This window comes from Providencia alcalifaciens, assembly GCF_915403165.1.
In the GTDB taxonomy this organism is placed as follows: Bacteria; Pseudomonadota; Gammaproteobacteria; order Enterobacterales; family Enterobacteriaceae; genus Providencia; species Providencia alcalifaciens_C.
In genome coordinates this window covers 248,947-274,326 of sequence record NZ_OU659204.1, presented here as the reverse complement: position 1 = coordinate 274,326, position 25,380 = coordinate 248,947, and the positions used below count along the sequence as shown (strand labels likewise).

Sequence of the window (25,380 nt, the reverse complement as noted above, 5' to 3'; positions counted from 1 at the left end):
TTTCGCCTCGCTATAACTGACAACCCCTGCAACATGGCAGGGGCGTTTATTCTCACTAAACTACATGACTAACTTAAGATTTAGGCTGTTCGCTCAATGGGGCAAATTTGAATTCACCACGAGGTTGTGCCGCTTTGGTGTCTGGACCAAACCAACGGTTATAAATCTCGTTCGCTTTGCCTTCTTTCTCCAGTTTCAGCAAGGTGGCATTCACGTTCTCAATTAAACGCGTTTCCCCTTTGCTCGCGCCTAACGCTTGATATTCTTTAGTTAAGCTAAACGGTGAGATTTCAAAGTCTGCTTTCACTTTTTCTGGCAAATTACCTAGCAAGCCCACCAGCTTCGCATCATCTTGGGTAATCGCTTGAACGTTGCCATTACGCAGCGCGGCAAAGGCTTGGGGAGTGTCATCATAAGAAATCACTTTGGTATTTGGGAAACGTTCACGCAGAGTCACTTCCTGCACCGTGCCTTTATCTGCACCAATACGCAGCGGCGCGATATCTTCAGGGGTTTTCAAGACACCTTTACGAGCAATGAACTTCTGCCCGGTCGCAAAATCAGGAATGGAGAAATCCACCTGTTTTGCACGCTCGTCTGTAATTGTGAAGTTGGCACCAATCAGGTCAACTTTACCGGATGTGAGCAATGGAATGCGGTTAGCTGGGTTGGTTGGACGCAGCTCTAATTTCACGCCAAGATCATCAGCAATCGCTTGGGCGATATCGATATCATAGCCAGCAAGTTTTTTGGTTTTAGGATCAATAAATCCGAATGGGGGATTACTGTCAAAAACAGAAATGCGGATCACTCCCGCTTGTTTAATATCATCTAATTTATCTGCGCTAGCGACATTCGCTGTTAGCGCCAGACCTGCAACTAAAAGTGCGGAAGTAAGAAAACGTGCTTTCATTGAATGCCCCTAACGGTAAATTTGCGTAAATTGACCATCACAAGCTATCAACTATTTCTTAGCACTTGAAATAATATTAAATAATATATTTATATCAATTTGGAATATGGGTAGACATAAAAAAAGGGGTGAAAATCCATCGGAGCGACCCCTAAAATGTTGCAGATTAAGACTCTTATCGAGCAAGAAGAAAATGAAGAAGATGAACACTGAGGTGCGAACACCTCAGTGGTTTAGCGATTACTCTTTGTTGCTGTCTTTCGAGCTAGTCAGCATTTTTTCAAGGCTATCTCCACCTACATGGCGGAAATCTTGCCCTTTAACATAGTAGAAAATAAATTCACAAATATTCTGGCAACGGTCACCGATACGCTCAATGGAGCGAGCACAGAACAGCGCAGTTAAGACGCTTGGAATGGTACGCGGGTCTTCCATCATGTACGTCATTAACTGACGAACAATCCCTTCGTACTCTTGGTCTACCTTTTCGTCTTCACGATAAATACGGATAGCTTCTTCCAAGTCCATGCGCGCAAAAGCATCCAGCACGTCATGCAGCATTTGCACGGTATGGCGACCTAATGACTCCAAGCTCACCAATAATGGCTGGTGCTGCTGAGAGAATTTTTCCAGTGCGGTTTGGCAGATTTTATCCGCGACGTCACCGATTCTTTCCAGTTCAGCGATGGTTTTTGAGATTGCCATAATCAAACGCAAGTCGCTTGCTGTTGGCTGGCGCTTGGCGATGATTTTGACGCACTCTTCATCGATTGCCACTTCCATCATGTTAACTTTGTGGTCGTTGGCAATCACTTCTCGCGCTAGGGCTTCATCCTGATTATGCATCGCAGTGATAGCCTTGGTGAGCTGTTCTTCAACTAGCCCTCCCATGGTCATCAACTCAGTATGGATATGTTCCAGTTCAGCATTGAACTGCCCTGATATATGTTTGTTGTGGTTCAGCGTATCCATCGTCGGCTCCATATCAACCGTAGCGGCCAGTAATATAATCTTCAGTTTGTTTCATTTCTGGGGTGGTGAACATCTTGTCAGTGTTGTTAAATTCCACTAACTCACCCAAGTACATAAATGCCGTGTAATCAGAACAGCGTGCCGCTTGTTGCATGTTGTGGGTCACTATCACTACGGTATATTCTGATTTCAATTCCGTGATCAGCTCTTCAATACGCCCCGTTGAGATTGGGTCCAGAGCAGAACATGGCTCATCGAGTAACAGAACTTCTGGGCGAATGGCGATACCTCGCGCAATACACAGACGCTGTTGCTGTCCACCAGAGAGGCTGTAGCCACTTTGGTGAAGTTTATCTTTGGTTTCATTCCACAGTGCCGCTTTTGTCAGTGCCCACTGTACACGCTCGTCCATTTCGACGCGGGACAGCTTTTCAAACAAACGCACACCGAACGCGATATTGTCGTAGATAGACATCGGGAATGGCGTTGGTTTTTGGAACACCATACCGACTTTCGCACGTAATAACGCGATGTCTTGTTTGTCCGTCAGAATGTTTTGACCATCAAGTAAAATTTCGCCCTCAGCGCGTTGCTCACCATACAGTTCGTACATTTTGTTGAATGTACGCAGCAGCGTAGATTTACCACAACCTGATGGGCCGATAAACGCAGTCACTTTGTTCTTTTCAATGTCTAAAGAGATATTCTTCAGCGCGTGGAATTTTCCATAGTAGAAGTTAAGGTCGCGAACTTTAATTTTACTGTTTGCAATATCGTTTGCATTAATCATGGTGACTTCTCTCTATCAATTCTTTTATTCGTCTGGGATTAGTGTTTTTTCTGTGCAAACACAACACGGGCAATGATATTGATTAACAGGACACATAAGGTGATAAGGAGAACCCCTGCCCATGCTAATTGCTGCCATTCAGAGAACGGACTCATTGCAAATTTGAAGATAGTCACTGGTAAGTTAGCAATTGGCTCATTCATGTCGGTACTCCAGAATTGGTTCGACAGTGACGTGAACAGCAGCGGTGCGGTTTCCCCCGCAATACGCGCGATAGCCAGCAAAATACCGGTAATAATCCCAGATACAGATGCTTTTAATGTAATGGATAAAATCATTTTCCATTTTGGGGTGCCCAGTGCATATGCCGCTTCACGCAGGCTATCTGGCACGAGCTTCAACATATTCTCAGTGGTACGGATAACAATTGGGATTTGCAGTAATGCAAGTGCAATCACGCCAGCCCAACCTGAGAAATGCTGTACTTGAGCCACCACAATGGTGTAAACAAACAGACCAACGACAATTGAAGGCGCAGATAACAGAATGTCGTTAATAAAACGCGTCACCGAAGCTAACCACGATTTGCGACCATATTCCGCTAAGTAGATGCCCGCTAAAATCCCTAATGGTGTTCCGATAACGGTCGCCCACAAGATAAGCAATCCACTTCCCACAATGGCGTTCGCCAAACCACCGCCTTCTGTATTTGGCGGCGGTGTCATTTCGGTAAACAGATTGAGGGACATACCATCAATCCCTTTCGTTACCGTGGAGAATAAAATCCACACTAACCAAAACAGACCAAATGCCATCGTCAGCATGGAGACTAATAATGCCATTCTGTTGACTTGACGACGCCATGCTTGACGGCGTGCGCGCTCTTTTTGATTCACTACAACAGGCTCATAAGTCGACATATTAGCGTCCCTCATTCTTAGCAAGGCGCATTACCATCAGCTTGGAAATCGCCAGAACGATGAAGGTAATCACAAACAGAATTAAACCAAGTTCCATCAATGCCGCCGTGTGTAAACCACTTTCCGCTTCAGCAAATTCGTTCGCCAGCGCGGAGGTAATACTGTTACCCGGCATAAACAGTGAAGGGCTATCGAGTTGGTATGTGTTACCGATGACGAAGGTGACCGCCATGGTTTCTCCCAGTGCACGACCTAGCCCCAGCATCACTCCACCAATCACCCCATTACGGGTATAAGGCAGAACGATATTCCAAATTACTTCCCATGTAGTACAGCCAATTCCATAGGCTGACTCTTTCATCATCACAGGAGTTTGTTCAAATACATCGCGCATTACTGAGGCGATGTAAGGAATGATCATAATGGCGAGGATAATACCCGCCGCAAGAATACCGATACCAAACGCAGGACCGGTGAATAACTCGCCAACAATTGGAATGCTCGACATGACATTACCAACTGGTTCTTGGAAGTATTCTGCAAATAACGGTGCGAAGACAAACAGTCCCCACATACCATAAACAATACTTGGGATCGCAGCGAGAAGCTCAATCGCAATACCTAATGGGCGTTTTAACCAGTTAGGCGCTAGCTCTGTTAAGAATAATGCGATACCAAAACTCACAGGTACGGCGATAATCAGAGCGATTAATGATGTGACGATGGTGCCGTAGATAGGCACTAATGCACCAAACTGTTCTGCTGGCGCATCCCATTCTTTATTCCACAAAAACGAAAACCCGAATTTCTGCATACTTGGCCAAGATGCGAAAATCAGGGAAATAATAATGCCACCAAGCATGAGGAGAGTGATTAGCGCTGCTATTTTGACTAATGCACTAAAAATCACGTCGCCCGATTTACTAGGGGCTTTGAATGCCGTTATTTTTTCGGCCATGCGCTTTGTTCTCATTCCATGCCTACTTTTCAGTAGGACTTACGTTACTACGGTGAATAAGCGGGAGCTATTCCTCAGCACCCGCTTACCCTTTTCCAACCCGAGGGGCACTTAGAACAGTGCTTTACCTTGGCTATCTTTTACTTCTGTTTTCCATGCTGCACGTACTGCGGTCACAACTTCTTGAGGTAATACAGCATAATCTAATGCTTCTGCTTGTTTACCGCCTTTGTCGTAAGCCCAGTTGAAGAAATCAAGAACCGCTTTACCTTTCTCAGCATCCGCTTGTTGCTTGTGAACTAAGATGAATGTGGTGGAGGTAATTGGCCATGCGTTAGCGCCTTCACGGTTAGTCAGGTCTTGTGCAAATGATTTGGACCAATCCACTTTTTTCGCTGCTGCGCTGAAGCTTTCACCTGTTGGTGAAACTGGCTGACCATCTGCAGAAATCAGCTTAGTATACGCAAGATTATTCTGTTTTGCGTAAGCATATTCTACATAGCCGATAGAGCCTGGCAGACGTTGAACAAAGGCTGCAACGCCATCATTACCTTTACCACCTACGCTGTTTTTCGGCCAGTTAACCGTTGAACCTGCACCCACTTCATCTTTCCAGTTTGAGCTAACTTTTGCTAAGTAGCTTGTGAAGACGAATGTGGTACCAGAACCATCAGAGCGGCGAACCACAGCGATGTTTTGGTCAGGTAATTTTACGTTTGGATTCAGTTTTGCGATGGCTGGGTCATTCCATTTAGCAATTTTGCCTAAGTAGATGTCGCCCAGAGTTTTACCATCAAGAACCAGTTGATTAGACTCGATGCCTTTAACGTTTACCGCTAAAACCACGCCACCAATCACGGTTGGGAATTGGAATAAGCCGTCTTCTTTGAGTTTTTCATCAGTCAATGGCGCATCAGACGCACCGAAATCAACTGTTTTCGCATTAATTTGTTTTACACCACCAGAAGAACCGATCCCCTGATAGTTAATTTTATTACCTGTTTCTTTCTGATAAGTATCTGCCCACTTCGCATAAACAGGAGCAGGGAATGTCGCGCCAGCTCCGGTCAGGCTGGTAGCAGCAAAAGAAGACATTGCAGTCAGAGATAAGGTTGCTGCCATTACGCTTGCTAGTGTGGTACGCATCATTTTCATAATCCCTCCGGGGATGTAAGAAATAATCAAGTATTAAATTATTGGGTGTATGTCACGGTAGGGAAAATAGGACAATTGAGTTACGGCAATATGTCATCTTTATGACAGTTTTATGACATTTGCGGATTTTATCGACATGATTAAGTGTAGCAGAAGGGTACAAAAATGATTATTTTCTTATTTTTCAATCAACTAAATAAGATTAATGAATATGACAGCTTAGCGTTTGGAATATGACATGTTGTCATAAATGAAAAAATTTCTTTCTCTTTTATTCTTTCTATCTTTCTATCTTTCTATCTTTCTATCTTTCTATCTTTCTATCTTTCTATCTTTCTATCTTTCTATCTTTCTATCTTTCTATCTACACAGTATATCTCTAAGTATTTCAGCTTGTAGGTAGGCGACAAGAGAAGATATCTCAGGGAGCATACACAAGTATGTGACCTGAGTAGCTGAGCGTAGTCAACACCCCTACAAGTTGAAATACGACGAGATATCAGTCTTCACGTTCTTTTAGGGGGAGAAGAGCCCGTATAGCAAACCCGCCGCGCTCGCTTTTATGGATCTCAATGTTCCCTTCATGGGCATCAATAATTCTGCGAATTATCGCGAGTCCCAGCCCTGTACCTTTGTTGCTACGGGCTTTTTCACCCTGTACGAATGGCTGGAATAGGCGTTGAATGTCTTCTTCTTTGATCCCTGCGCCGTCATCCTCAACTTGAAACCAAACGTAATCTTCGTTTTTACCACTGCTGACTTTGATCCAGCCATTTCCGTAGCGATAAGCGTTGACTATCATGTTGGTAATTGCGCGTTTGATAGCAAGATGGTTACCGTTGAACATCACCGGCCCTGGGACTAAATTGGTTTCAATTTCACCCACGACGTTGGTTTCAGCAACAACAGCTTCGTTGAGAATAGCGTTAAGGTCGCAGAACTCCATATCCATCTCTTGCCCTGTTTTCAGGTAAGACATGAATTGACCGATGATTGCGTCGCACTCTTCAATATCTTTGTTGATAGATTCAGCGAGATAGCCATCTTCAGGCCCCATCATTTCCGTCGCGAGACGAATGCGGGTTAGTGGCGTTCGAAGGTCATGACTGACCCCTGCCATTAATACTGTACGGTCATTTTCGAGGGATTTTATCCCTGCCGCCATATGGTTGAACGAGCGAATAGCCGCGCGAACCTCTGTGGCACCTTTCTCTTGCATCGGTGGCATAACATGCCCCTTACCGACCTCACCCGCGTGATATTCCAGCTCTAATAATGGCTTGTTTTGATAGCGAATATAGAGCCAAACCCCCGCAAAGATAGTGAGGAAGACCGTGAGTGTATAGCGGAAAACTTGAGAAAACTGATTTTGACCGATTTCGGTGAGTGGAACGCGCACCCAAATATCTGGTGCTAGGTAGGATGTTAACCACAATATCGGATACTCACGCCCAAGTTCCAGATGCACGCTGGCCTTGCCACCTAAGTATTCCGACATGTTTTCACTTAGAAAATCATACTCTTTTGCCCAGTTTAATCCCTCTTCCATCGCCGCTGAATGGGCGTAAAAGGTAATACCGAGCTCATTGTAGATTTTTTTACGTAATGCGGGAGAGACTCGCACTGAGGTTCCATCTTGTAGAACCATTTTCTCTGTCATCAATGTACGCACTTCATAGGCAAGCACTTTATTGAACTGCTGTAAGCTTGGCATCACAACAAAATTCAATACAACCATGTAGCTGGTCACAAGGCTTGCGAACAGGAGCGCGACAAACAAAAATAACGAGCGAGAAAATGTACTACGTCGTGAGAACCTCAGTCGCTTCATGCTTTGCTTCCATCTGGAACAAATACGTAACCTAAGCCCCAAACGGTTTGAATGTAACGTGGGTGCGCAGGATCTTCTTCAATCATACGGCGTAAGCGTGAGATTTGAACGTCGATAGAACGTTCCATCGCACTGTATTCACGACCTCGAGCCAAACTCATCAGCTTGTCACGAGATAATGGTTCGCGTGGATAAGAAACTAATACTTTCAACACCGCAAACTCACCACTGGTTAATGGCATATTTTCTTCGCCTTGGAACATTTCACGGGTTCCGAGGTTAAGTTTAAATTTACCAAAAGTGATGACGGCATCATCTTGCGATGGTGCACCTGGTAACTCATTCGCTTGGCGACGCAGCACCGCACGAATACGCGCTAACAGTTCACGAGGGTTAAACGGTTTAGGGATATAGTCATCCGCACCAATTTCTAAGCCCACAATACGGTCAACTTCTTCGCCTTTCGCGGTGACCATAATGATTGGAATTGGGTTGTTTTGACTACGTAAACGACGGCAAATGGATAAGCCATCTTCCCCAGGAAGCATTAAGTCCAATACGATTAAATGAATAGATTCCCGCGTTAGGATCCTGTCCATCTGTTCAGCATTCGCTGCACTTCTTACCTGAAAACCCTGCTCGGTGAGGTAACGTTCAAGCAGAGCACGTAAACGCATATCATCATCGACGACAAGAACTTTATAACTTTCCTGCATTTATAGCCCCCAAAGTGTGGAATTTTAGAATTATTCTGCTGATGAAAGTAACAAAAATAATATTCATGCCAGTAATTTACCATTAACACTAACTTTAATGAATCATTTTACTCGTTAACTGATTAATGGCTTATAGCTAATTTCTAGCACAACGTACGTGACTTTTCCGCCCGGCGTTGTGACGACCACTTCATCATCAACCTGCTTGCCAATTAATGCGCGAGCCACTGGTGAATCGATAGAAATCCACTGCTTAGCAGGATCAAATTCATCCGCCCCCACTAACCGGAAAATTCTGATATTTTCATTATCATCTTCAAGCTTAACCCATGCGCCAAAAAACACACGCCCCTCTTGTCGAGGGTCGGGTTCAACAATTCTAAGCTGATCCAACCTTTTGGATAAAAAACGAATACGGCGGTCTATTTCCCGTAGCCGTTTTTTACCGTAGATATATTCTGCGTTTTCGGAACGATCCCCCTGGGCTGCGGCTTCAGAGACGGACTGTGTCACTCGTGGGCGCTCTTCTCTCCAAAGATATTTAAGTTCTTTGTCTAAAGCGTCCCATCCTTCACGGGTAATTAAAAGGCTCTTATTCATCTCATTAAAGGTATATAAATCGGATAATTATAATATTTTATAAAATATAATCTGCGACTTGCCTACCACTAGGCAAAAATTCTGTCTGGCAATTCTGTCTACCAGCAAGTATAACTGTGCAGTCTATTTTCACTGTTCTTTGAGTAGGTATTTAAACACGACATGAATGAAACTCTAAGCCAAATTATTGCGGCCGAACTACAAGCCCAACCGAAACAGGTGTTTTCAGCCATTACATTATTGGATGAAGGCAATACCGTCCCATTTATCGCCCGCTACCGTAAAGAGGTTACGGGGGGATTGGATGACACTCAGCTGCGTCAGCTAGAGAGCCGTTTAGGGTATTTGAGAGAGTTAAACGACCGTAAGCAAACCATTCTAAAATCCATTGACGAACAAGGTAAGCTTACTCCAGAACTCGCTTCTGCCATCAATACAACGCTGAATAAAACCGAACTCGAAGACCTTTACCTCCCCTACAAACCAAAGCGCCGTACTCGTGGGCAAATTGCAATCGAAGCGGGCTTAGAACCCTTAGCTGATACGCTGTGGAACGATCCAAGCCAATCACCGGATACACTTGCACAACGCTATGTTGACGCGGATAAAGGTGTAGCCGATACCAAAGCTGCTTTAGATGGTGCTCGCTACATTTTAATGGAGCGTTTCGCCGAAGATGCTTCCTTATTAGCGAAAGTTCGCGACTATATTTGGAAGAATGCGCACATTGTTTCTGTTGTTGCTGATGGTAAACAGACTGAAGGCGTAAAATTTAGCGACTATTTTGATCACCATGAACCGGTTGCTCAAGTTCCTTCGCACCGCGCTTTGGCCATGTTTCGTGGTCGCAATGAAGGTATTTTGCAGTTATCCCTCAACTGTGACCCTCAGTTTGAAGAGCCGCCAAAAGAGAGCTATTGCGAAGAAATTATTACTCGCCATTTAGATGTGCGTTTAAACAATGCTCCCGCTGACCAATGGCGTAAAGCCGTCATCAGCTGGACTTGGCGAGTCAAAGTGTTACTGCACTTAGAAACCGAAATCATGAGCGCCCTGCGCGAGAAAGCGGAAGAAGAAGCGATTAACGTATTCGCCCGTAATCTCAGTGATTTATTGATGGCGGCTCCTGCGGGTATGCGTACCACTATGGGCCTCGACCCAGGTTTACGTACTGGAGTAAAAGTAGCGGTCGTTGATGCGACGGGTAAAGTAATGGCAACAGATACTATTTACCCACACACAGGTCAGGCAGCCAAAGCTGCCACTATCGTTGCCGCATTATGTCAAAAATACCACGTCGAGCTGGTCGCGATTGGTAATGGAACCGCATCACGAGAAACGGAGCGCTTCTTTGCTGAAGTGCAAAAACAGTTCCCAGCAGTCACAGCACAGAAAGTGATTGTCAGTGAAGCTGGTGCCTCTGTTTATTCTGCTTCTGAGCTGGCAGCATTAGAATTTCCTGACTTAGACGTCTCTTTGCGTGGTGCAGTTTCTATTGCTCGCCGCTTACAAGACCCGCTGGCTGAACTGGTGAAAATCGACCCGAAATCTATCGGTGTTGGCCAGTATCAACATGATGTCAGCCAAACTCAGCTAGCCCGTAAGTTAGATGCGGTCGTTGAAGATTGCGTAAACTCCGTCGGCGTAGACTTGAACACTGCCTCTGTTGCGCTACTCACCCGTGTTGCAGGGTTGAGCAAAATGATCGCGCAGAACGTTGTCGATTGGCGTGATTCGAATGGTCAATTCAATGACAGAAAACAGTTACTTAAAGTCGCTCGCTTAGGACCAAAAGCCTTTGAACAGTGCGCGGGTTTCTTGCGTATCACCAATGGGGATAACCCACTGGATGCCTCAACGGTTCACCCAGAAGCCTACCCAATTGTTGAAAAAATCCTTGAAGCCGTGCGCCAGCCACTCAAAGAAATTATGGGCAATTCACAGATATTGAACGGTTTGAGTCCGCGTGAATTTACCACCGAACAGTTTGGGGTTCCTACCGTCACAGACATCATCAAAGAGCTGGAAAAACCGGGTCGTGACCCACGCCCTGAGTTTAAAACGGCAACCTTTGCTGACGGTATTGAAACGATGAATGACTTAACGACCGGCATGATCTTAGAAGGTGCAGTGACTAACGTCACTAACTTCGGGGCATTTGTGGATATCGGTGTTCATCAAGATGGTTTGGTGCATATTTCTTCCCTTTCAAACAGCTACGTTGAAGATCCTCACAAAGTCGTCAAAACTGGCGACATTGTGAAAGTCAAAGTGCTGGATGTGGATATTGCTCGTAAGCGTATTGCGCTCACTATGCGTTTAGATGAACAAGCGGGTGAAGGTAGCAGCGCACCTCGCAGTGCGGCTCCAGCGCAAGATAGAAATACCCGCAAAGCCCCTGCTTCACGAGGGAATGCGCGAGGTAATTCATCATCTAACTCTGCGGCATCTAGCAACAGTGCGATGAGTGATGCACTGGCTGCTGCTTTTGGTAAAAAGCGCTAAGACATGATGCCCTTGCCGTTTCATCGGTAAGGGCATTTATTAAAATGCATTTAATCATCTCTCAGTATTTAATTTAAACATCTTCCATTTTTCTTATAAAAATAAATTAAATAACTAATTCAATTTATTATCCGCATATTGTCTTATTTAATTATATTAATTAACAATACTAACATCTGCATTTTAGTTTTAAAAAACTCCACCAACTAAATCCCTTTTTGATCCACATCATTTAATATTGCCCGAAAAAGAGGCTAAATATAACCATGGTAGATGATTATGATTCTCATTGTTAATTAGATTTAATTTTATCTGCCATCCTATTTCTTTTAAAGATAACCACTTTTATAATAATAATTATCAATATTATTCTTAATAACACTCTCTGTAATTTAACATCGTTATTTTCATGTTAAATCAACAGAATAAACCATGATTGGAAGGTACTATGTCCATACTTCCTCAATGCAGTTATAAAATACTTGGCTTTTCACCAGAGATAAGCCCGGCCTATCGCCAAAAACTGCTTTCCCTTGGTCTGCTTCCAGGCTCAGTGTTCAAAGTTGTGCGCGTAGCGCCGTTTGGTGATCCCGTGCAAATTGAAACTCATCGCGTCAGCTTAGTATTACGCAAAAAAGATTTAGCTCTCATTAACTTAGATGAAGCTCAAGCGAACTAATTATTTTTGGATTAATTCCAATAAAGATTTTCATTTTCACGACTGGCATACACTATGAAACCATTAACTATCGGCCTTATTGGCAACCCTAACGCAGGTAAAACAACCTTGTTTAACCAGTTAACAGGGTCACGTCAGCGCGTCGGTAACTGGGCAGGAGTGACCGTCGAACGTAAAGTTGGGCGCTTCCACACACCTGAACACAAGATTGAACTTGTTGATTTACCAGGTACTTATTCCCTTACGACTATCTCAGAGCAAACCTCCCTCGATGAGCAAATCGCCTGCTACTTTATTTTAAGTGGTGAAGCCGACATGTTGATCAACGTGGTGGATGCTTCAAACCTCGAGCGCAATTTATATCTGACATTGCAGCTTGTTGAGCTAGGTGTTCCCTGCATCGTCGCACTGAACATGTTGGATATTGCCAAAAGCCAACATATCGATATCGATGTTAAACAGCTCGAAAAGCAGCTCGGCTGCCCTGTTATTCCAATGGTCTCTACCCGAGCAACAGGCCTTGAACAGCTCAAGCAAGCGATTGATAGCCATCCTCAAAACAACCAACAAGCCCTAGTGCAATATCCGCCACAACTGTTACAAACCGTGGATATGCTTTCAGAACAAATTTCTGCTCAGCAATTTAGTCAGCAGCAGCGCCGTTGGTTAGCTCTCCAAATTTTAGAAGGCGATATTTATAGCCGCCAGCGGGCTGATATCTCTGAGCAAGTATTTGCTGAAACTCGCCTTAAACTCAAAGAGACCTTGCAAGAAGAACCTGAGTTGCTCATTGCAGATGCTCGCTATCAATCCATTGCCTCAATTTGTGACGCCGCGATTAATAACAGTGCCGCTGAGCCGAATAAACTCACTCAAGCGCTGGATAAATTTATCTTGAACCGCTGGCTTGGCGTGCCAATTTTCTTGTTCGTGATGTATCTAATGTTCGTCCTTGCTATCAATATCGGTGGTGCTTTACAACCGTTCTTTGAAGGGGCGTCTGAGGCTATCTTTATTCATGGTATTCAATGGATTGGCGCAACTGCAAACTTCCCTGATTGGTTGACCGTTTTCCTTGCTCAAGGTGTCGGTGGCGGTATCAATACTGTCCTACCGCTGGTGCCACAAATCGGTATGATGTACCTGTTTTTATCTATCTTGGAAGACTCTGGCTATATGGCTCGAGCGGCTTTCGTTATGGATAGACTCATGCAAGCGCTTGGTTTACCGGGTAAATCCTTTGTTCCTTTGATTGTTGGCTTCGGTTGTAACGTGCCTTCCATCATGGGCGCACGCACCTTAGATGCACCTCGTGAGCGCTTGATCACAGTGCTTATGGCACCGTTTATGTCCTGCGGTGCTCGCTTAGCTATCTTCGCAGTATTCGCAGCAGCGTTTTTTGGTAAAAATGGCGCAAGCGTCGTATTCTCTCTCTACATTCTCGGTATTGTCGTGGCAATCCTAACAGGCCTGCTACTGAAACATACCTTGATGCGTGGTGAAGCTTCTCCGTTTGTGATGGAACTGCCGGTCTACCATGTACCTCATGCAAAAACATTGCTCATCCAAACTTGGCAGCGTTTAAAAGGCTTCGTGATCCGTGCTGGTAAAGTGATTGTTGTCGCGAGTATTTTTATCGGCGCGCTAAACAGCTTTTCGTTCTCCGGCAAACCTGTGGACAACATCAATGACTCTGCGCTGGCCTCCGTCAGTAAAGTGATCACCCCAGTATTACAGCCTATCGGCGTGCACAATGATAACTGGCAAGCGACTGTCGGTTTGATCACGGGTGCGATGGCTAAAGAAGTGGTAGTTGGGACATTAAATACCCTGTACACCGCCGAGGCGATCACCAGCGAACCTTTCGATGCCGACTCTTTTGACCTGCTCGATGAGTTAGGCGCGGCAGTCACAGATACATGGGATAGCTTAAAACAGACATTCTCCATCAGTGCATTATCTAACCCAATCGAAGCGAGTATGGGTGATGCTGAGATGGCAACAGGTTCCATGGGTACCATGGCGGCGAAATTTGGTTCAGATATCGCAGCTTATAGTTACTTAATCTTTGTGCTGCTGTATGTGCCTTGTGTGTCAGTGATGGGAGCAATCGCCCGTGAAACCAACAAAAGCTGGATGACATTCTCTATTCTGTGGGGATTAAACGTTGCTTATAGCCTTGCAGCGCTGTTCTATCAAACAGCCACATTTAGCGAACATCCACAAAGCAGCTTGATCACTATTGGTGCTGTGCTGCTGTTTAATATTGCACTCATCACCTTCCTACGCCGTATGCGCAGTCGTGTGACGTTCAATATTAAATCCAAAACAGCGCAACAGTGTTCTGGTTGTTCAAACAACAGTTGCCACTAAGGAAAATACGATGGTCAGCTTGCTGCAAGTCCGAGATTTGATTGCATTATATGGGCAAGCTGACATTGCGCTTCTGAGTTCTCAATTAAACGCCCCTGCTGCACTGGTGAACGCGATGGCTGAAAAGCTGGTCAGCATGGAGAAAATTGAGAAAGTCGATGTGAGCGCGTGCCTTACGGGTACCAGTTGTAAGGGATGCCCCGAGAGTCACGATTGCTCACATTTTGTCTATAAGATTAAATAGTTGTTTCCATTTCAGCGAATTAGCTTCTAATGCACTGATTTAGTTCAATGATTTCGCAAACTGAACCAATGTTTCACAAAACTCATCGGGATGAGAAATAAACGGCGCATGGGCACTATTGCGCATCACAACGGATAATGAATTGGGATACAACTCGTCTAATTTACCTGCAATTTTACGCGGGACTAAGCCATCTAAATAACCATAAATACGTAAGAAAGGAACCTGTAAATGGGTGAGTTCCTCACGTAAATCTTCAGTACGTAAAGATTCCAGCCCCATATTCAAGGCTTCAACCGATGGCATTGGCAGCGCCAATACCACAGATTTCAATGTACGCGCATCTTCGCGGGCGCTTTCAGTTCCCAATGTTTGCAGTGCCAGAAAACGCTCGACGGTACGCTGGAAATTTTCAGCCAGCATCTGCTCAAAATTAAGTAAGACTTCAGGCTTGATACCTTGCCACTCATCATGAGCCCCAAAGCAAGGGGAGGATGCCACGGTGATTAAGGCTTTTACCTCATTTGGGTGATCAAGCACGATGCGGCTTGCCACTAGCCCACCTAAAGACCATCCCAGCCAAATCGCATTTTTAGGCGCTTGCTCCCACACAACATTGGCCATTGATTGAATGGTCATCGGAGTGAAATCGTGACTACGCCCATAACCCGGTAAATCAACTAAATGGATGCGAAATTGCGAAGCCACTCGAGGAATAATTGTTTGCCAGACTTCGGCATTCAATCCCCATCCGTGCAGTAACACAATATCTTGTTTTCCTTCACCCACTGTCTGCCAATATAACGTCGCCATGATTACACTCTCTTCAATGTTATTTTCATTCTGATTTTTCAATCTAGGACTCACCTATGCTAGCAATGGAAGGGGTCTGTTGGCTATGCCGGCAGTTATTAAAAATTCCTCAGCAAGGAATATGCAGCTTTTGTATCAAAAGCTTACCGCCAATGCCGAAAGTTTGTCTACAATGCGCTCTCCCGTGTGAATATCACCAATTTCCTTGCGGACGCTGCCTTGTGCAGCCACCACCTTGGCAGAGGCTAATTACCGTAACGCCGTATCAAGCGCCATTACGCCAGCTTATCCATCAATATAAATTTCGTTATCAACCTCAGTTAGCCATTCCCCTGACGCGAGTATTTTTACATTATTGGTTGAATGGATATCGTCAACAGCAATGGAAAAAACCCGACTTATTGATAACCATTCCTCCCCATCCTCGGCGATGTTGGCGTCGGGGATTTGACCACATGGCATTAATTGGTGGTAATTTAACCACATGGTTAAATATTGCCTATTCGCAAAATTCATTATTGCGCTCTCGTGATACACTGACGCAAGTTTCATTAACACGTAAACAGCGCCGCAATAACCTAAAAGAGGCATTTACCCTTGAAACTTCGGTTTCAGGTCTACACATAGCTATTATTGATGATGTGATTACAACTGGCTCAACCATGCATGCAGCCGCTCAATTGTTGATTTGTGCGGGCGCGCATACTGTTGACGCGTGGTCACTCTGTCGCACCTTGTAGGATGGGTGTAAATGGGCGTATTATAACCAACTAAAGCAGTCAACTATTATTGAGCAAGAGATTATGATTAATATTACAGAAGCAGCACAGACTCACTTCTCCAAGTTATTGGAAAGCCAAGAGTCAGGAACCCAAATTCGAGTATTTGTCATTAACCCAGGCACACCAACCGCTGAGTGTGGTGTTTCTTATTGCCCTCCTGGTGCCGTAGAGGCCACCGATAAAGAGCTGAAGTTTGAAAAACTCTCTGCTTATGTTGATGAAATTAGCGCACCATTCTTAGAAGATGCTGAGATTGATTTCGTCACTGACCAATTAGGCTCTCAATTAACGTTAAAAGCACCGAACGCGAAAATGCGCAAAGTGTCTGAAGATGCGTCATTAATTGAGCGTGTTGAATACGTTTTACAATCACAAATTAACCCGCAATTAGCGAGCCATGGCGGTCGTGTTTCCTTAATGGAAATCACCGAAGATGGTTTTGCTATCCTGCAATTCGGCGGCGGCTGTAACGGTTGTTCCATGGTCGATGTGACGCTGAAAGAAGGTATCGAAAAAGAATTACTGAAAATGTTCGAAGGTGAATTAAAAGGTGTTAAAGACCTGACTGAACACCAACGCGGCGAGCACTCTTTCTACTAATAGATTCTGCTCACACGCATTTTCTACTGAGTATCGGAGCATCCTCAGCGCACCTGCGGATGCTCTTTCATGATATTTCCCCTAACTTCCCGGTATTTTATGGACCATTTTGAGACACTAACACCTGAACAAGCCTATCAGCACTGGTTAGATGGCACTGCTATCCTTGTCGATGTTCGCGATCCCCAAAGTTTTCGTGCTGGTCACGCGACAGGCGCTTATCACTTAACCAATGAGTCCCTACACCCGTTTGTCGAAAAAACTGATTATGAACAAACGATTATGGTGATGTGCTACCACGGTCACAGCAGCCAAGGCGCGGCGCAATACTTAATTAATATTGGTTTTGAATCTGTATATAGCATTAATGGCGGATTTGAGGCATGGTCACGAGAATACCCACAAGCCATTACGGCGCTCTAAACGAGACAACGTATTTATGATCCACATTATCTCTTTTGAAAACCCACGGATGGCTCAAGCGTTTGTCGATTATATGGCAGGACAAAATATCCAACTACAACTCCATCCTTCCAACGACCAACAACATTATGAACTTTGGCTCGCCGATGAGCAGCACACTGAGCAAGTACGCCAAGAGTTAGAAACCTTTTTGCGTAACCCTAATGATCCCCGTTATCTCGAAGCTAGCTGGCAAACGGGCCGCACAGATGCCCAATTTCAGTATCGAAATTATCTGACATTCAGCTATTTAAAACAGCAATCAGGCCCATTAACTATCGCCGTTATTTTGCTGTCTATCGCGGTTTATCTTTGGGTCACACTGACAGATCCCCGTATCGTTCTATACTATCTAGGCTGGCCTATTGGTGATCAGCAAAGCGAATTGTGGCGTTGGATAAGCCCGGCGTTCGTTCACTTTTCTATTTCGCACATCGGTTTCAACCTTGCGCTCTGGTGGTTCCTTGCCGGGCAAGTTGAGAAAAAAATGGGCACAGGAAAACTGTTCACCATTTTATTAGTCTCCGCATTATTCAGTAACTGGGGTCAATCCCTATTCAGTGAAAACAATTTTGGCGGTTTATCGGGTGTCGTTTATGCACTGGTTAGCTATGTTTGGATCACTGGCGAACGTCGCCCAGAAATCGGTATCGGTATCCCTCGCGGACTCATGGTATTCTCGATTATCTGGTTATTCTTCGGTTACTTTGACCTGCTTGGTATGGACATTGCTAATGCCGCACATACTTCAGGGTTAATTATCGGATTATTGATGGGAATATGGGATAATAGGCTCAGTTTTAAACACCAAGGTTCCAAATAGAACATTTTATAATTAGAGGCTAATGCTGTGAAACAAACCCAGAGACATGATGCAATTGTTGAACTTGTGCGTCTTCAGGGATATGTCAGTACTGAAGAACTTGTCGAACAGTTTGAGGTTAGCCCTCAGACCATTCGCCGAGACCTCAATGATCTTGCTGAACAAAATAAAATCCTACGACACCATGGTGGCGCAGCCTTGCCTTCGAGTTCCGTCAATACCGCCTACAATGACCGCAAAACCATGTGGTCTGAGGAAAAAGCGCGTATTGCTCAACGTGTGGCAAGCCAAATTCCTGACGGCGCAACCCTATTTATTGATATTGGCACAACCCCTGAGGCTGTCGCTCACGCATTGGTTAATCATAAAAACCTGCGCGTCGTGACCAACAACCTGAACGTCGCCACATTGCTCATGGGAAAAGAAGATTTTCGTTTGATCCTCGCAGGCGGTGAAGTTCGTTCTCGTGATGGCGGGATTGTCGGTGAAGCCACCCTCGACTTTATCTCTCAATTTAGACTCGATTACGGCATCCTGGGGATCAGCGGGATTGATATGGACGGCTCATTGCTTGAGTTTGATTATCATGAAGTCCGCACCAAGCGCGCAATTATTGAAAACTCTCGCCATGTCATGTTGGTTACCGACCACTCCAAATTTGGTCGAAATGCGATGGTTAATTTAGGTAATATGAACCTAATCAATACGTTGTTTACCACCCAAGCACCTCCAGCCAGTATCCTAAAGGTTATCGAACAGCATAACGTTCAATTAGAGCTCTGCTAGCCCCCAGCTTTAACTTTCCCAATGATGGTAGCTTGCCTACCATCAATTCTTATTTTTTCCTTTCTTTTCATTCTGTTGTCATCCCTTTGTCATATTGCCAATTTATTAAACAGATTAAATTTATACACAAAATGTTATTAGCATCACGCGCTTGTTATTTTTATGGATTACAGGTTGGCAGACGTACAAAATTTGATTACAATCAAATGAGCGAAAACGAACATTATAGAAAATGGTTCGAACATCTCAGGGGGATGCATGGAAACGAAAGACTTGATTGTAATTGGCGGCGGAATCAACGGCGCTGGTATTGCGGCTGATGCTGCTGGGCGTGGATTATCTGTACTGCTGCTTGAATCTCAAGACTTAGCGAGTGCAACTTCATCTGCCAGTTCGAAACTAATCCACGGTGGTTTACGCTACCTCGAACATTATGAATTTAGACTGGTGAGTGAAGCACTTGCAGAGCGTGAAGTCTTATTACGACTGGCTCCGCACATTGCATTCCCAATGCGCTTCCGTCTACCTCATCAGCCTCACTTACGCCCAGCTTGGATGATCCGTATCGGTCTGTTCCTGTACGATCATTTAGGTAAACGCGTTAGTCTGCCAAGCAGCAAGAGCTTAAAATTCAACCAAAACTCTGTGTTAAAACCTGAACTAACCAAAGGTTTCGAATACTCAGATTGTTGGGTTGATGATGCGCGTTTAGTGGTATTGAACGCTCAAGAAGTGGTACGTAAAAACGGTGAAGTGCGCACTCGTACAAAAGTAACTCGCGCATACCGTGAAGATGGTCTTTGGGTGGTTGAAGCTCAAGACTTACGTACTGGCGAAACTCATACTTGGAAAGCCAAAGGTCTGGTCAACGCTACGGGGCCTTGGGTTAAAGAGTTCTTCGATGACGGCTTAAAACTGAAATCTCCTTATGGCATTCGTCTGATCAAAGGCAGCCATATCGTGGTTCCACGCGCTCACAATGAACCACAAGCGTATATCCTGCAAAACGAAGATAACCGAATTGTCTTTGTGATCCCTTGGATGGATGAATTCTCAATTATCGGTACCACCGATGTTGAGTACAAAGGGGACCCTAAAGATGTGAAAATTGACGAAAACGAAGTCAATTATCTGCTAAAAGTGTATAACGACCACTTCAAAAAACAGCTTACTAAGCAAGATGTTGTGTGGGATTACTCAGGTGTTCGCCCTCTGTGTGATGACGAATCTGACTCTCCGCAAGCTATCACTCGTGACTACACTTTAGATATTCACGATGAAGAGGGTAAAGCGCCATTACTGTCAGTATTCGGTGGTAAATTAACCACTTACCGTAAACTGGCTGAAGCTGCTGTGGGTAAATTAGCGGCATACTACCCTCACGCTAGCGGACCTTGGACTAAAAATGGTCAATTACCTGGTGGCGACATCGAAGGTTGTGACCGCGATGGTTACGCACGCGTATTAACCCAGCATTACCCATGGCTCCCAGAAGGCTTAGCACTGCGTTACGCAAGAACTTACGGCAGCAACAGTAAGTTGATTTTAGCAGGCGCAAACTCACTGTCTGATTTAGGTGAAGCATTCGGCGCAAACGTCTATGAAGCCGAATTACGCTACTTAGTCGAAAATGAGTGGGTTGTAGAATTAGACGATGCGATTTGGCGTCGTACCAAATTGGGCATGTGGCTGAACGACGCTGAGAAACAGCACATTGCACAATGGCTTGCAGAGCATACTAAAGTGGCTGTGACAGCATAATCTCGCAAGAGATACGCAGTAAGATAGAATCGTAAAAAACTCGTTGTTGTACCAAAAGCGCCTATCTGTGCCCACAGACTGGCGCTTTTACCTTCAGACCCTTTTCAATTTATCTACCTTGCTTCCACCTCTCAATTCTGTTTATAATTCACCCGCAATTTTGCCCCTTCTAAAGTGAGCCTTTCCGACGATGAACTAAGTACTGCCAGAAAATATCCACAATGCCTTATTGAAGGTCATTATTTTTCTGTTCTTGGCAGACACAGTTTTCATCGCTTCTTTTTTGAAATATGCTTTTTTGAAAAAAACATGCTTCGAAAAATGATCGTGCGAAAGATAGCGTAACGTTGTCTGCCCTCTCTATTTGGAGGTCTCTATGACAATAGCTAATCCAGCTCTCGCGTGCCATTTTTCACAATTAACTATCGAGTTCGACCAAACCGCACTCTTTCCGCCATTGGGTGGTAGCTTATTTAGCCAAAAAAATGCGCTGATTGGTCACAATGGTCGTGGAAAATCCGTGTTAATGCGATTACTTGCCCAGCAACTCACTCCCACTCACGGCAAAGTTGATTGGCATTTGCCAATAATTCATGTGGATCAACTCAACCGCTTAACGGGCGACACTATTGCTCAAGCGCTAGGTATTGATGTACTTTGGCAAGCCTTTTCGCGCATTGAACAAGGTCACGGCACCATGACCGATTTCGAGCTAACGGAAGATAATTGGCATCTGCCCGCAACATGGGAAATGCTGTTAGCGTCTGCACAGCTAACGGCATCAATGGATATCCCTATTGAACAACTGAGTGGCGGTGAACGCACTCGCTTAGCGCTATGTCGTGCATTTTTACATCCTGACCATTTTCTTTTGCTCGACGAACCCGACAACCACCTTGACCAACAAGGACGCCAATGGCTAAGTGAAAAACTCAGTCAGCACAAAGCCGGCTGTTTAGTCATCAGCCATAACCGGCATCTTCTTGAAAAAATGGATGCTATTTTTGAATTAACCGACAAAGGCTTAGTGGAATACGGCGGAAATTACACCCTGTATGATGAGCAAAAAACCTTTGCTATCAATGCTATTGAAGCCGAAGGCGAACAACTTGAAAAACAGATCCGCCAAGAGAAAAAACAGCAGCAAGCCACCCTACAAAAAGCCGCTCAACGACGCAAGCAAGGTGAAAATATTCGCTATGGTGGTTCTCAATCCTTACTGTTGCTCGATATGCAGAAAAACCGAGCCGAAAAAAGGCAATCCAATGTGGCAGAGCGTCATCAGCGAGTATTAGGCGAATTACAACATCAACATCAGCAGAATCAAGACAAAGTCAGCCATATTCAGCCTCAAAAAATGGTACTCAATTACCAAAGCGAAGGCGGAAAAATGCGCATTTTTGTCTCCCAACTGAAACTCCCTTATGGGCAAACTGCGCCACTCTCATTTACCGCTTATAGCGGTGAACATTGGCATATTCAAGGACGCAATGGCTCTGGGAAATCCACCCTATTGAAAGTGTTGGCAAATAAGTTGCAGGCACTTTCTGGGGAATCTCGCATCAGCGGTGCTTTTTGCTATTTAGATCAACATCTGAATCTTTTGGATAAATCGTTACCGGTTGCCGAGGCTCTCTATCAATATCAGCCAGCGATTTCCGTAGAGCAGTGGCGCACTCAGTTGGGTATGTTACGTATTCGAGGGGATAAATCGTTACTGCCGTTGGGCCAGCTCAGCGGTGGTGAGCAACTCAAAGCGACGCTGCTAGCTCTGACGCATAGCCCTCATCCTCCCGCCGTTTTACTGCTCGATGAGCCAGACAATCACTTAGATTTAGATTCAAAACAGCTATTAGAAGGGCTATTACGGGATTACCAAGGGACGCTGCTACTGGTTTCTCATGATGAAGCATTTGTGGAGCAGTGCAATATTACCCATGATTTACAACTAGGCAGTTAATAAAGATTAAATAAACTGTACGGGCTGTGTTTCGCAGCCCTTTCTTAATTCACAAAGGTATTTTTAATGCGGGCAGAAACCAGAAAATAGGGAACCCAAATCAAGCAATAAAAGCTGCCATTAAAAAAGCTAGTAATGTAGCTATAGTCGATTTCGAGGTGAAACGCGACGGGAAAAGCGATGCGTGAGGCACCAATCACCGCAACATAGAGCATCATCGTAATGATAAATAGCCACTTAACCATGGATTTCTTTTTAAATACCGCAATAAATGACCCCACCATTAATGCGATAATTACCCCAAGGCTGAGCTGCACAGCATAAAAACCAGAGGCAAATCCTGACATATAAAAGTCCGATGCTGGGTTCGTTGCCAATGACCAAGCACCTTGAACCTCAGCAATATCATTCACCATCATTTTGATCAAATTCCCCAGCATATACAGCTGACCTAGCAGAGGTAAAATAAGCCAGCCACCAATCCCTTGGAGGGATTTTTGAGGTTTACTATGACTCTGCACAGGTATTTGAGCCGCGGGTAATGATTCGGGGTTAGATGATAAATTTACATCCATAGTGATAACCTTTTTTATTCTTTATGTTCTTTGAGTTTTTCGTCAATAAATGCTTTCAATACCAATGCCTGATTATGTTGCGTATCTTTGGCGCTGTATAACAATGTGATATCACCTTGCTGCGCTTTCGCAAATACGGCGTGCCATTCATCACTTTGCTGAAGTTCTTGCTGATATTGCGTCACAAACTGCTCAAACTGGTCAGTATGTTGGTGAAACCATTTGCGCAATTCATTGGAGGGCGCGACCGCTTTATTCCATTCATCACACTGCAGATCCACCTTTTTGATCCCTCGAGGCCACAGCCTATCCACCAAAATGCGATAACCATCCTGAGGGCTACAAGGGTCATAGACTCGTTTACAGTAAATCATCAGCAGGCTCCACGATCATTGGGGTTCACTAATTAATAAACGTATTGCGAACACGCACAGAGACAAAAAAGTAAGGCACCCAGACGAAGCAACCAAATAATCCTCGTATCAATTCACGAATATCATTGGAATCTATTTCGAGGTCTAACAATTGATTGGCGAGCACCAAATCAAAAATCATCACAGCCAATGAAAAAATTTGAAAAAAGGCATACACCTTAATAATTAATTTTTTCTTAGTGAAAAAAAGATAACAAAGATACAGAATTGTACCGTAAATAATCGCGTTACCAACCACTTCAAAATATATCAATTCTTTGAATAGCGGTACGAAATAGTCTGAACCCGGTGACGTCAATTCGCTCCAGTATTCAATCACTTCTTGATTATGATGCCAAAGTCTAAACGGCATAAATAGTGCCGAGAAAATCACCCCAAGTAAGGGAAGAATTAACCATCCACCGATGCCATTTAATTCAGGCTTAGGCTTTGGTACAGGGTGCATTTCATTATTTTCTGCGCTCATCTTCACATCCTTGATTTAATTTATGCAGTTAATCTGCTCACCGACTTGCGCAAGAATTTGCTGAATAGGTATGAGCAAGTTAAATTAGCACATGATTATCTGAATCACCTTTTTGCTAAGCTAACATACTCTAACGGCTAAAAATGTAGCGCTTGACGTTTTTTGTCAAAATTTAACCAAAAATGAGTATAAATCAGAAGAAGACGAACTATGGCATCAACGCAATCCGTTTCTATATCACTGCCACTTCATTACCGTATTGATGATTTTTTTGCCTTTCACTTGCGGGATCCGCAAAATATCGCCGAGATTGTTGAAAAAAACACCTTGCGCAAAGGGGTTATCTGGCAGGAACGTGCTGCGCAAATTCGCCTATCCATTAACGACCAAGCCACTGACAATAAACAAGCAATATTGCAGCTTGATGTTGATAATACAGAAACCTCGCCTTCCTTAAATGAGCTACACACGCTTGCGATTCATTTACTCGGATTGAATCAACCCGTTGAGCAATTTGAAGAAAAATACCTTACCCACCCAATACTCGGTAAACTGATTACACCACAGCGAGGTGTGCGAGTGTATCAATCAGCCACTACTTTTGAAGCGCTCGTATGGGCAATTATCGGCCAGCAGATTAGTGTTCTTGCCGCCATTGCCATCCGCCGACGTTTTATTCAAGCTGTCGGGCAGCAGCATTCATCAGGAATTTGGTGCTTTCCCACCGTCGCCTCAGTCATCAATGTGAACGATGAAATTTTACGACAAGCGGGTTTTTCTCTTGGAAAAATCATCGCCTTACGCGGGCTTTGTGACGCTATTCAAGCGGGTGAATTAGACCTAGACAACGCCGTTACCCCTGAAAACGTCCATGATGTCACCGAAAAATTGCTAGCTATCAAAGGTATTGGACCTTGGACAGTAAGTTATGGATTGCTGCGCGGATTTAATTACTTAGATGGCTCCCTACATGGGGATGTTGCCGTGCGGCGCAATCTACAAACCTTATTAGCCCAAGATGCGCAACCGTCCGCGAAAGAAACCCAACAATGGTTAGCCCAATTTGCACCGTGGCGAGCACTGGTTGCCGCTCATCTTTGGCGCAGCCAATCCGCTGCGGGTTATTAAACAAATAATCATGTTTTCACCTACCTTAGATATCAAAAATTAAGGTTGACTTAAAGTTAGCTTGAAGATGTAGCATTACTATTTCGATTTATCTAAGAGAATAAATAAATTCTTTAAAACTTAAGCTGCCGTGT

General features: G+C 44.4%; 25 protein-coding genes. 12 read left to right on the top strand and 13 right to left on the bottom strand.

Annotation, left to right across the window (positions count from 1 at the left end):
- Nucleotides 1-73: 73 nt before the first annotated feature.
- The 9 genes from LDO73_RS01190 to greB form a co-directional block, all read right to left on the bottom strand.
- Nucleotides 74-913, bottom strand: a complete 840-nt coding sequence (locus LDO73_RS01190; protein ID WP_036948477.1) for an ABC transporter substrate-binding protein — start codon at nucleotides 911-913, stop codon at nucleotides 74-76.
- 240 nt (nucleotides 914-1,153) lie between these two features.
- On the bottom strand, nucleotides 1,154-1,885 hold the full coding sequence (gene phoU, locus LDO73_RS01185) for a phosphate signaling complex protein PhoU (protein WP_006663093.1): 732 nt from the start codon (nucleotides 1,883-1,885) through the stop codon (nucleotides 1,154-1,156).
- A 13-nt stretch (nucleotides 1,886-1,898) separates the two neighbouring features.
- Entirely contained in the window at nucleotides 1,899-2,675 is a 777-nt protein-coding gene (gene pstB / locus LDO73_RS01180; RefSeq protein WP_154602252.1) for a phosphate ABC transporter ATP-binding protein PstB, read from the bottom strand.
- Between the two features lie 38 nt (nucleotides 2,676-2,713).
- A complete protein-coding gene (pstA, locus tag LDO73_RS01175) occupies nucleotides 2,714-3,595 on the bottom strand; it encodes a phosphate ABC transporter permease PstA (protein ID WP_224059829.1) in 882 nt (293 codons plus the stop codon).
- Between the two features lies 1 nt (nucleotide 3,596).
- Nucleotides 3,597-4,553, bottom strand: a complete 957-nt coding sequence (pstC, locus tag LDO73_RS01170; RefSeq protein ID WP_036948465.1) for a phosphate ABC transporter permease PstC — start codon at nucleotides 4,551-4,553, stop codon at nucleotides 3,597-3,599.
- Nucleotides 4,554-4,664: 111 nt separating this feature from the next.
- A complete protein-coding gene (gene pstS / locus LDO73_RS01165; RefSeq protein ID WP_224059828.1) occupies nucleotides 4,665-5,708 on the bottom strand; it encodes a phosphate ABC transporter substrate-binding protein PstS in 1,044 nt (347 codons plus the stop codon).
- A gap of 499 nt (nucleotides 5,709-6,207) precedes the next feature.
- Nucleotides 6,208-7,539, bottom strand: coding sequence for a two-component system sensor histidine kinase EnvZ (gene envZ / locus LDO73_RS01160; RefSeq protein WP_036948459.1), 1,332 nt, complete (start codon nucleotides 7,537-7,539; stop codon nucleotides 6,208-6,210).
- Entirely contained in the window at nucleotides 7,536-8,255 is a 720-nt protein-coding gene (ompR, locus tag LDO73_RS01155; RefSeq protein WP_036948456.1) for a two-component system response regulator OmpR, read from the bottom strand. Before ompR ends, envZ begins: the two co-directional genes overlap by 4 nt.
- Nucleotides 8,256-8,369: 114 nt before the next feature.
- The gene (gene greB / locus LDO73_RS01150) at nucleotides 8,370-8,855 is read right to left on the bottom strand and encodes a transcription elongation factor GreB (RefSeq protein ID WP_224059827.1); all 486 of its coding nucleotides are present in this window, start codon (nucleotides 8,853-8,855) and stop codon (nucleotides 8,370-8,372) included.
- A 162-nt stretch (nucleotides 8,856-9,017) separates the two neighbouring features.
- Here greB and LDO73_RS01145 point away from each other — a divergent pair, with 162 nt between their 5' ends.
- The 4 genes from LDO73_RS01145 to LDO73_RS01130 all read left to right on the top strand — a co-directional run bounded on the left by LDO73_RS01145 (nucleotide 9,018) and on the right by LDO73_RS01130 (nucleotide 14,656).
- Entirely contained in the window at nucleotides 9,018-11,360 is a 2,343-nt protein-coding gene (locus LDO73_RS01145; RefSeq protein ID WP_224059826.1) for a Tex family protein, read from the top strand.
- Nucleotides 11,361-11,808: 448 nt separating this feature from the next.
- Entirely contained in the window at nucleotides 11,809-12,039 is a 231-nt protein-coding gene (gene feoA / locus LDO73_RS01140; RefSeq protein ID WP_036948447.1) for a ferrous iron transporter A, read from the top strand.
- Between the two features lie 54 nt (nucleotides 12,040-12,093).
- Complete coding sequence (feoB, locus tag LDO73_RS01135; protein ID WP_224059825.1) at nucleotides 12,094-14,412, top strand: Fe(2+) transporter permease subunit FeoB; 2,319 nt, start codon at nucleotides 12,094-12,096, stop codon at nucleotides 14,410-14,412.
- A 10-nt stretch (nucleotides 14,413-14,422) separates the two neighbouring features.
- Complete coding sequence (locus tag LDO73_RS01130; protein ID WP_224059824.1) at nucleotides 14,423-14,656, top strand: FeoC-like transcriptional regulator; 234 nt, start codon at nucleotides 14,423-14,425, stop codon at nucleotides 14,654-14,656.
- A gap of 39 nt (nucleotides 14,657-14,695) precedes the next feature.
- Here LDO73_RS01130 and bioH read toward each other — a convergent pair whose 3' ends face one another.
- A complete protein-coding gene (gene bioH / locus LDO73_RS01125; protein WP_224061116.1) occupies nucleotides 14,696-15,469 on the bottom strand; it encodes a pimeloyl-ACP methyl ester esterase BioH in 774 nt (257 codons plus the stop codon).
- Nucleotides 15,470-15,525: 56 nt separating this feature from the next.
- On the opposite strand from bioH, the gene LDO73_RS01120 reads away from it, so the two are divergent.
- From LDO73_RS01120 to LDO73_RS01090, 7 genes are all read left to right on the top strand, one after another.
- A complete protein-coding gene (locus LDO73_RS01120; protein ID WP_224059823.1) occupies nucleotides 15,526-16,209 on the top strand; it encodes a phosphoribosyltransferase family protein in 684 nt (227 codons plus the stop codon).
- Nucleotides 16,210-16,272: 63 nt separating this feature from the next.
- Entirely contained in the window at nucleotides 16,273-16,851 is a 579-nt protein-coding gene (gene nfuA / locus LDO73_RS01115; RefSeq protein WP_224059822.1) for a Fe-S biogenesis protein NfuA, read from the top strand.
- A gap of 99 nt (nucleotides 16,852-16,950) precedes the next feature.
- The gene (gene glpE / locus LDO73_RS01110) at nucleotides 16,951-17,274 is read left to right on the top strand and encodes a thiosulfate sulfurtransferase GlpE (protein ID WP_036948430.1); all 324 of its coding nucleotides are present in this window, start codon (nucleotides 16,951-16,953) and stop codon (nucleotides 17,272-17,274) included.
- 16 nt (nucleotides 17,275-17,290) lie between these two features.
- Nucleotides 17,291-18,136, top strand: coding sequence for a rhomboid family intramembrane serine protease GlpG (gene glpG, locus LDO73_RS01105; protein WP_224059821.1), 846 nt, complete (start codon nucleotides 17,291-17,293; stop codon nucleotides 18,134-18,136).
- A gap of 27 nt (nucleotides 18,137-18,163) precedes the next feature.
- Nucleotides 18,164-18,922: a DeoR/GlpR family transcriptional regulator gene (locus LDO73_RS01100; RefSeq protein WP_224059820.1), complete on the top strand. Its 759-nt coding sequence runs from the start codon at nucleotides 18,164-18,166 to the stop codon at nucleotides 18,920-18,922.
- A gap of 258 nt (nucleotides 18,923-19,180) precedes the next feature.
- The gene (gene glpD, locus LDO73_RS01095; RefSeq protein ID WP_224059819.1) at nucleotides 19,181-20,683 is read left to right on the top strand and encodes a glycerol-3-phosphate dehydrogenase; all 1,503 of its coding nucleotides are present in this window, start codon (nucleotides 19,181-19,183) and stop codon (nucleotides 20,681-20,683) included.
- Between the two features lie 376 nt (nucleotides 20,684-21,059).
- Nucleotides 21,060-22,643, top strand: coding sequence for an ATP-binding cassette domain-containing protein (locus LDO73_RS01090; RefSeq protein WP_224059818.1), 1,584 nt, complete (start codon nucleotides 21,060-21,062; stop codon nucleotides 22,641-22,643).
- Between the two features lie 44 nt (nucleotides 22,644-22,687).
- Here LDO73_RS01090 and LDO73_RS01085 read toward each other — a convergent pair whose 3' ends face one another.
- The 3 genes from LDO73_RS01085 to LDO73_RS01075 are packed head-to-tail and all read right to left on the bottom strand — an operon-like array spanning nucleotide 22,688 to nucleotide 24,118.
- Nucleotides 22,688-23,218, bottom strand: coding sequence for a DUF2569 family protein (locus LDO73_RS01085; RefSeq protein ID WP_224059817.1), 531 nt, complete (start codon nucleotides 23,216-23,218; stop codon nucleotides 22,688-22,690).
- 14 nt (nucleotides 23,219-23,232) lie between these two features.
- Nucleotides 23,233-23,592 (bottom strand): DUF488 domain-containing protein, encoded by a 360-nt coding sequence (locus LDO73_RS01080; protein WP_224059816.1) that lies wholly within the window; start codon nucleotides 23,590-23,592, stop codon nucleotides 23,233-23,235.
- Between the two features lie 28 nt (nucleotides 23,593-23,620).
- The gene (locus LDO73_RS01075) at nucleotides 23,621-24,118 is read right to left on the bottom strand and encodes a DUF2569 domain-containing protein (RefSeq protein WP_224059815.1); all 498 of its coding nucleotides are present in this window, start codon (nucleotides 24,116-24,118) and stop codon (nucleotides 23,621-23,623) included.
- Nucleotides 24,119-24,328: 210 nt separating this feature from the next.
- Here LDO73_RS01075 and LDO73_RS01070 point away from each other — a divergent pair, with 210 nt between their 5' ends.
- Complete coding sequence (locus LDO73_RS01070; protein ID WP_224059814.1) at nucleotides 24,329-25,246, top strand: DNA-3-methyladenine glycosylase family protein; 918 nt, start codon at nucleotides 24,329-24,331, stop codon at nucleotides 25,244-25,246.
- Nucleotides 25,247-25,380: the final 134 nt, after the last annotated feature.

Bases quoted from the DNA above. Each gene is read 5' to 3' on its own strand.
- glpD (WP_224059819.1), top strand. From the start codon at position 19,181: ATGGAAACGAAAGACTTGATTGTAATTGGCGGCGGAATCAACGGCGCT.
- pstC (WP_036948465.1), bottom strand. From the start codon at position 4,553: ATGGCCGAAAAAATAACGGCATTCAAAGCCCCTAGTAAATCGGGCGAC.
- nfuA (WP_224059822.1), top strand. From the start codon at position 16,273: ATGATTAATATTACAGAAGCAGCACAGACTCACTTCTCCAAGTTATTG.
- ompR (WP_036948456.1), bottom strand. From the start codon at position 8,255: ATGCAGGAAAGTTATAAAGTTCTTGTCGTCGATGATGATATGCGTTTA.
- LDO73_RS01090 (WP_224059818.1), top strand. From the start codon at position 21,060: ATGACAATAGCTAATCCAGCTCTCGCGTGCCATTTTTCACAATTAACT.
- LDO73_RS01080 (WP_224059816.1), bottom strand. From the start codon at position 23,592: ATGATTTACTGTAAACGAGTCTATGACCCTTGTAGCCCTCAGGATGGT.
- LDO73_RS01070 (WP_224059814.1), top strand. From the start codon at position 24,329: ATGGCATCAACGCAATCCGTTTCTATATCACTGCCACTTCATTACCGT.
- greB (WP_224059827.1), bottom strand. From the start codon at position 8,855: ATGAATAAGAGCCTTTTAATTACCCGTGAAGGATGGGACGCTTTAGAC.
- glpG (WP_224059821.1), top strand. From the start codon at position 17,291: ATGATCCACATTATCTCTTTTGAAAACCCACGGATGGCTCAAGCGTTT.
- LDO73_RS01130 (WP_224059824.1), top strand. From the start codon at position 14,423: ATGGTCAGCTTGCTGCAAGTCCGAGATTTGATTGCATTATATGGGCAA.
- pstB (WP_154602252.1), bottom strand. From the start codon at position 2,675: ATGATTAATGCAAACGATATTGCAAACAGTAAAATTAAAGTTCGCGAC.
- feoB (WP_224059825.1), top strand. From the start codon at position 12,094: ATGAAACCATTAACTATCGGCCTTATTGGCAACCCTAACGCAGGTAAA.
- LDO73_RS01075 (WP_224059815.1), bottom strand. From the start codon at position 24,118: ATGAGCGCAGAAAATAATGAAATGCACCCTGTACCAAAGCCTAAGCCT.
- phoU (WP_006663093.1), bottom strand. From the start codon at position 1,885: ATGGATACGCTGAACCACAACAAACATATATCAGGGCAGTTCAATGCT.
- feoA (WP_036948447.1), top strand. From the start codon at position 11,809: ATGTCCATACTTCCTCAATGCAGTTATAAAATACTTGGCTTTTCACCA.
- LDO73_RS01085 (WP_224059817.1), bottom strand. From the start codon at position 23,218: ATGGATGTAAATTTATCATCTAACCCCGAATCATTACCCGCGGCTCAA.
- LDO73_RS01145 (WP_224059826.1), top strand. From the start codon at position 9,018: ATGAATGAAACTCTAAGCCAAATTATTGCGGCCGAACTACAAGCCCAA.
- glpE (WP_036948430.1), top strand. From the start codon at position 16,951: ATGGACCATTTTGAGACACTAACACCTGAACAAGCCTATCAGCACTGG.
- envZ (WP_036948459.1), bottom strand. From the start codon at position 7,539: ATGAAGCGACTGAGGTTCTCACGACGTAGTACATTTTCTCGCTCGTTA.
- pstS (WP_224059828.1), bottom strand. From the start codon at position 5,708: ATGAAAATGATGCGTACCACACTAGCAAGCGTAATGGCAGCAACCTTA.
- pstA (WP_224059829.1), bottom strand. From the start codon at position 3,595: ATGTCGACTTATGAGCCTGTTGTAGTGAATCAAAAAGAGCGCGCACGC.
- bioH (WP_224061116.1), bottom strand. From the start codon at position 15,469: ATGGCGACGTTATATTGGCAGACAGTGGGTGAAGGAAAACAAGATATT.
- LDO73_RS01120 (WP_224059823.1), top strand. From the start codon at position 15,526: ATGCTAGCAATGGAAGGGGTCTGTTGGCTATGCCGGCAGTTATTAAAA.
- LDO73_RS01190 (WP_036948477.1), bottom strand. From the start codon at position 913: ATGAAAGCACGTTTTCTTACTTCCGCACTTTTAGTTGCAGGTCTGGCG.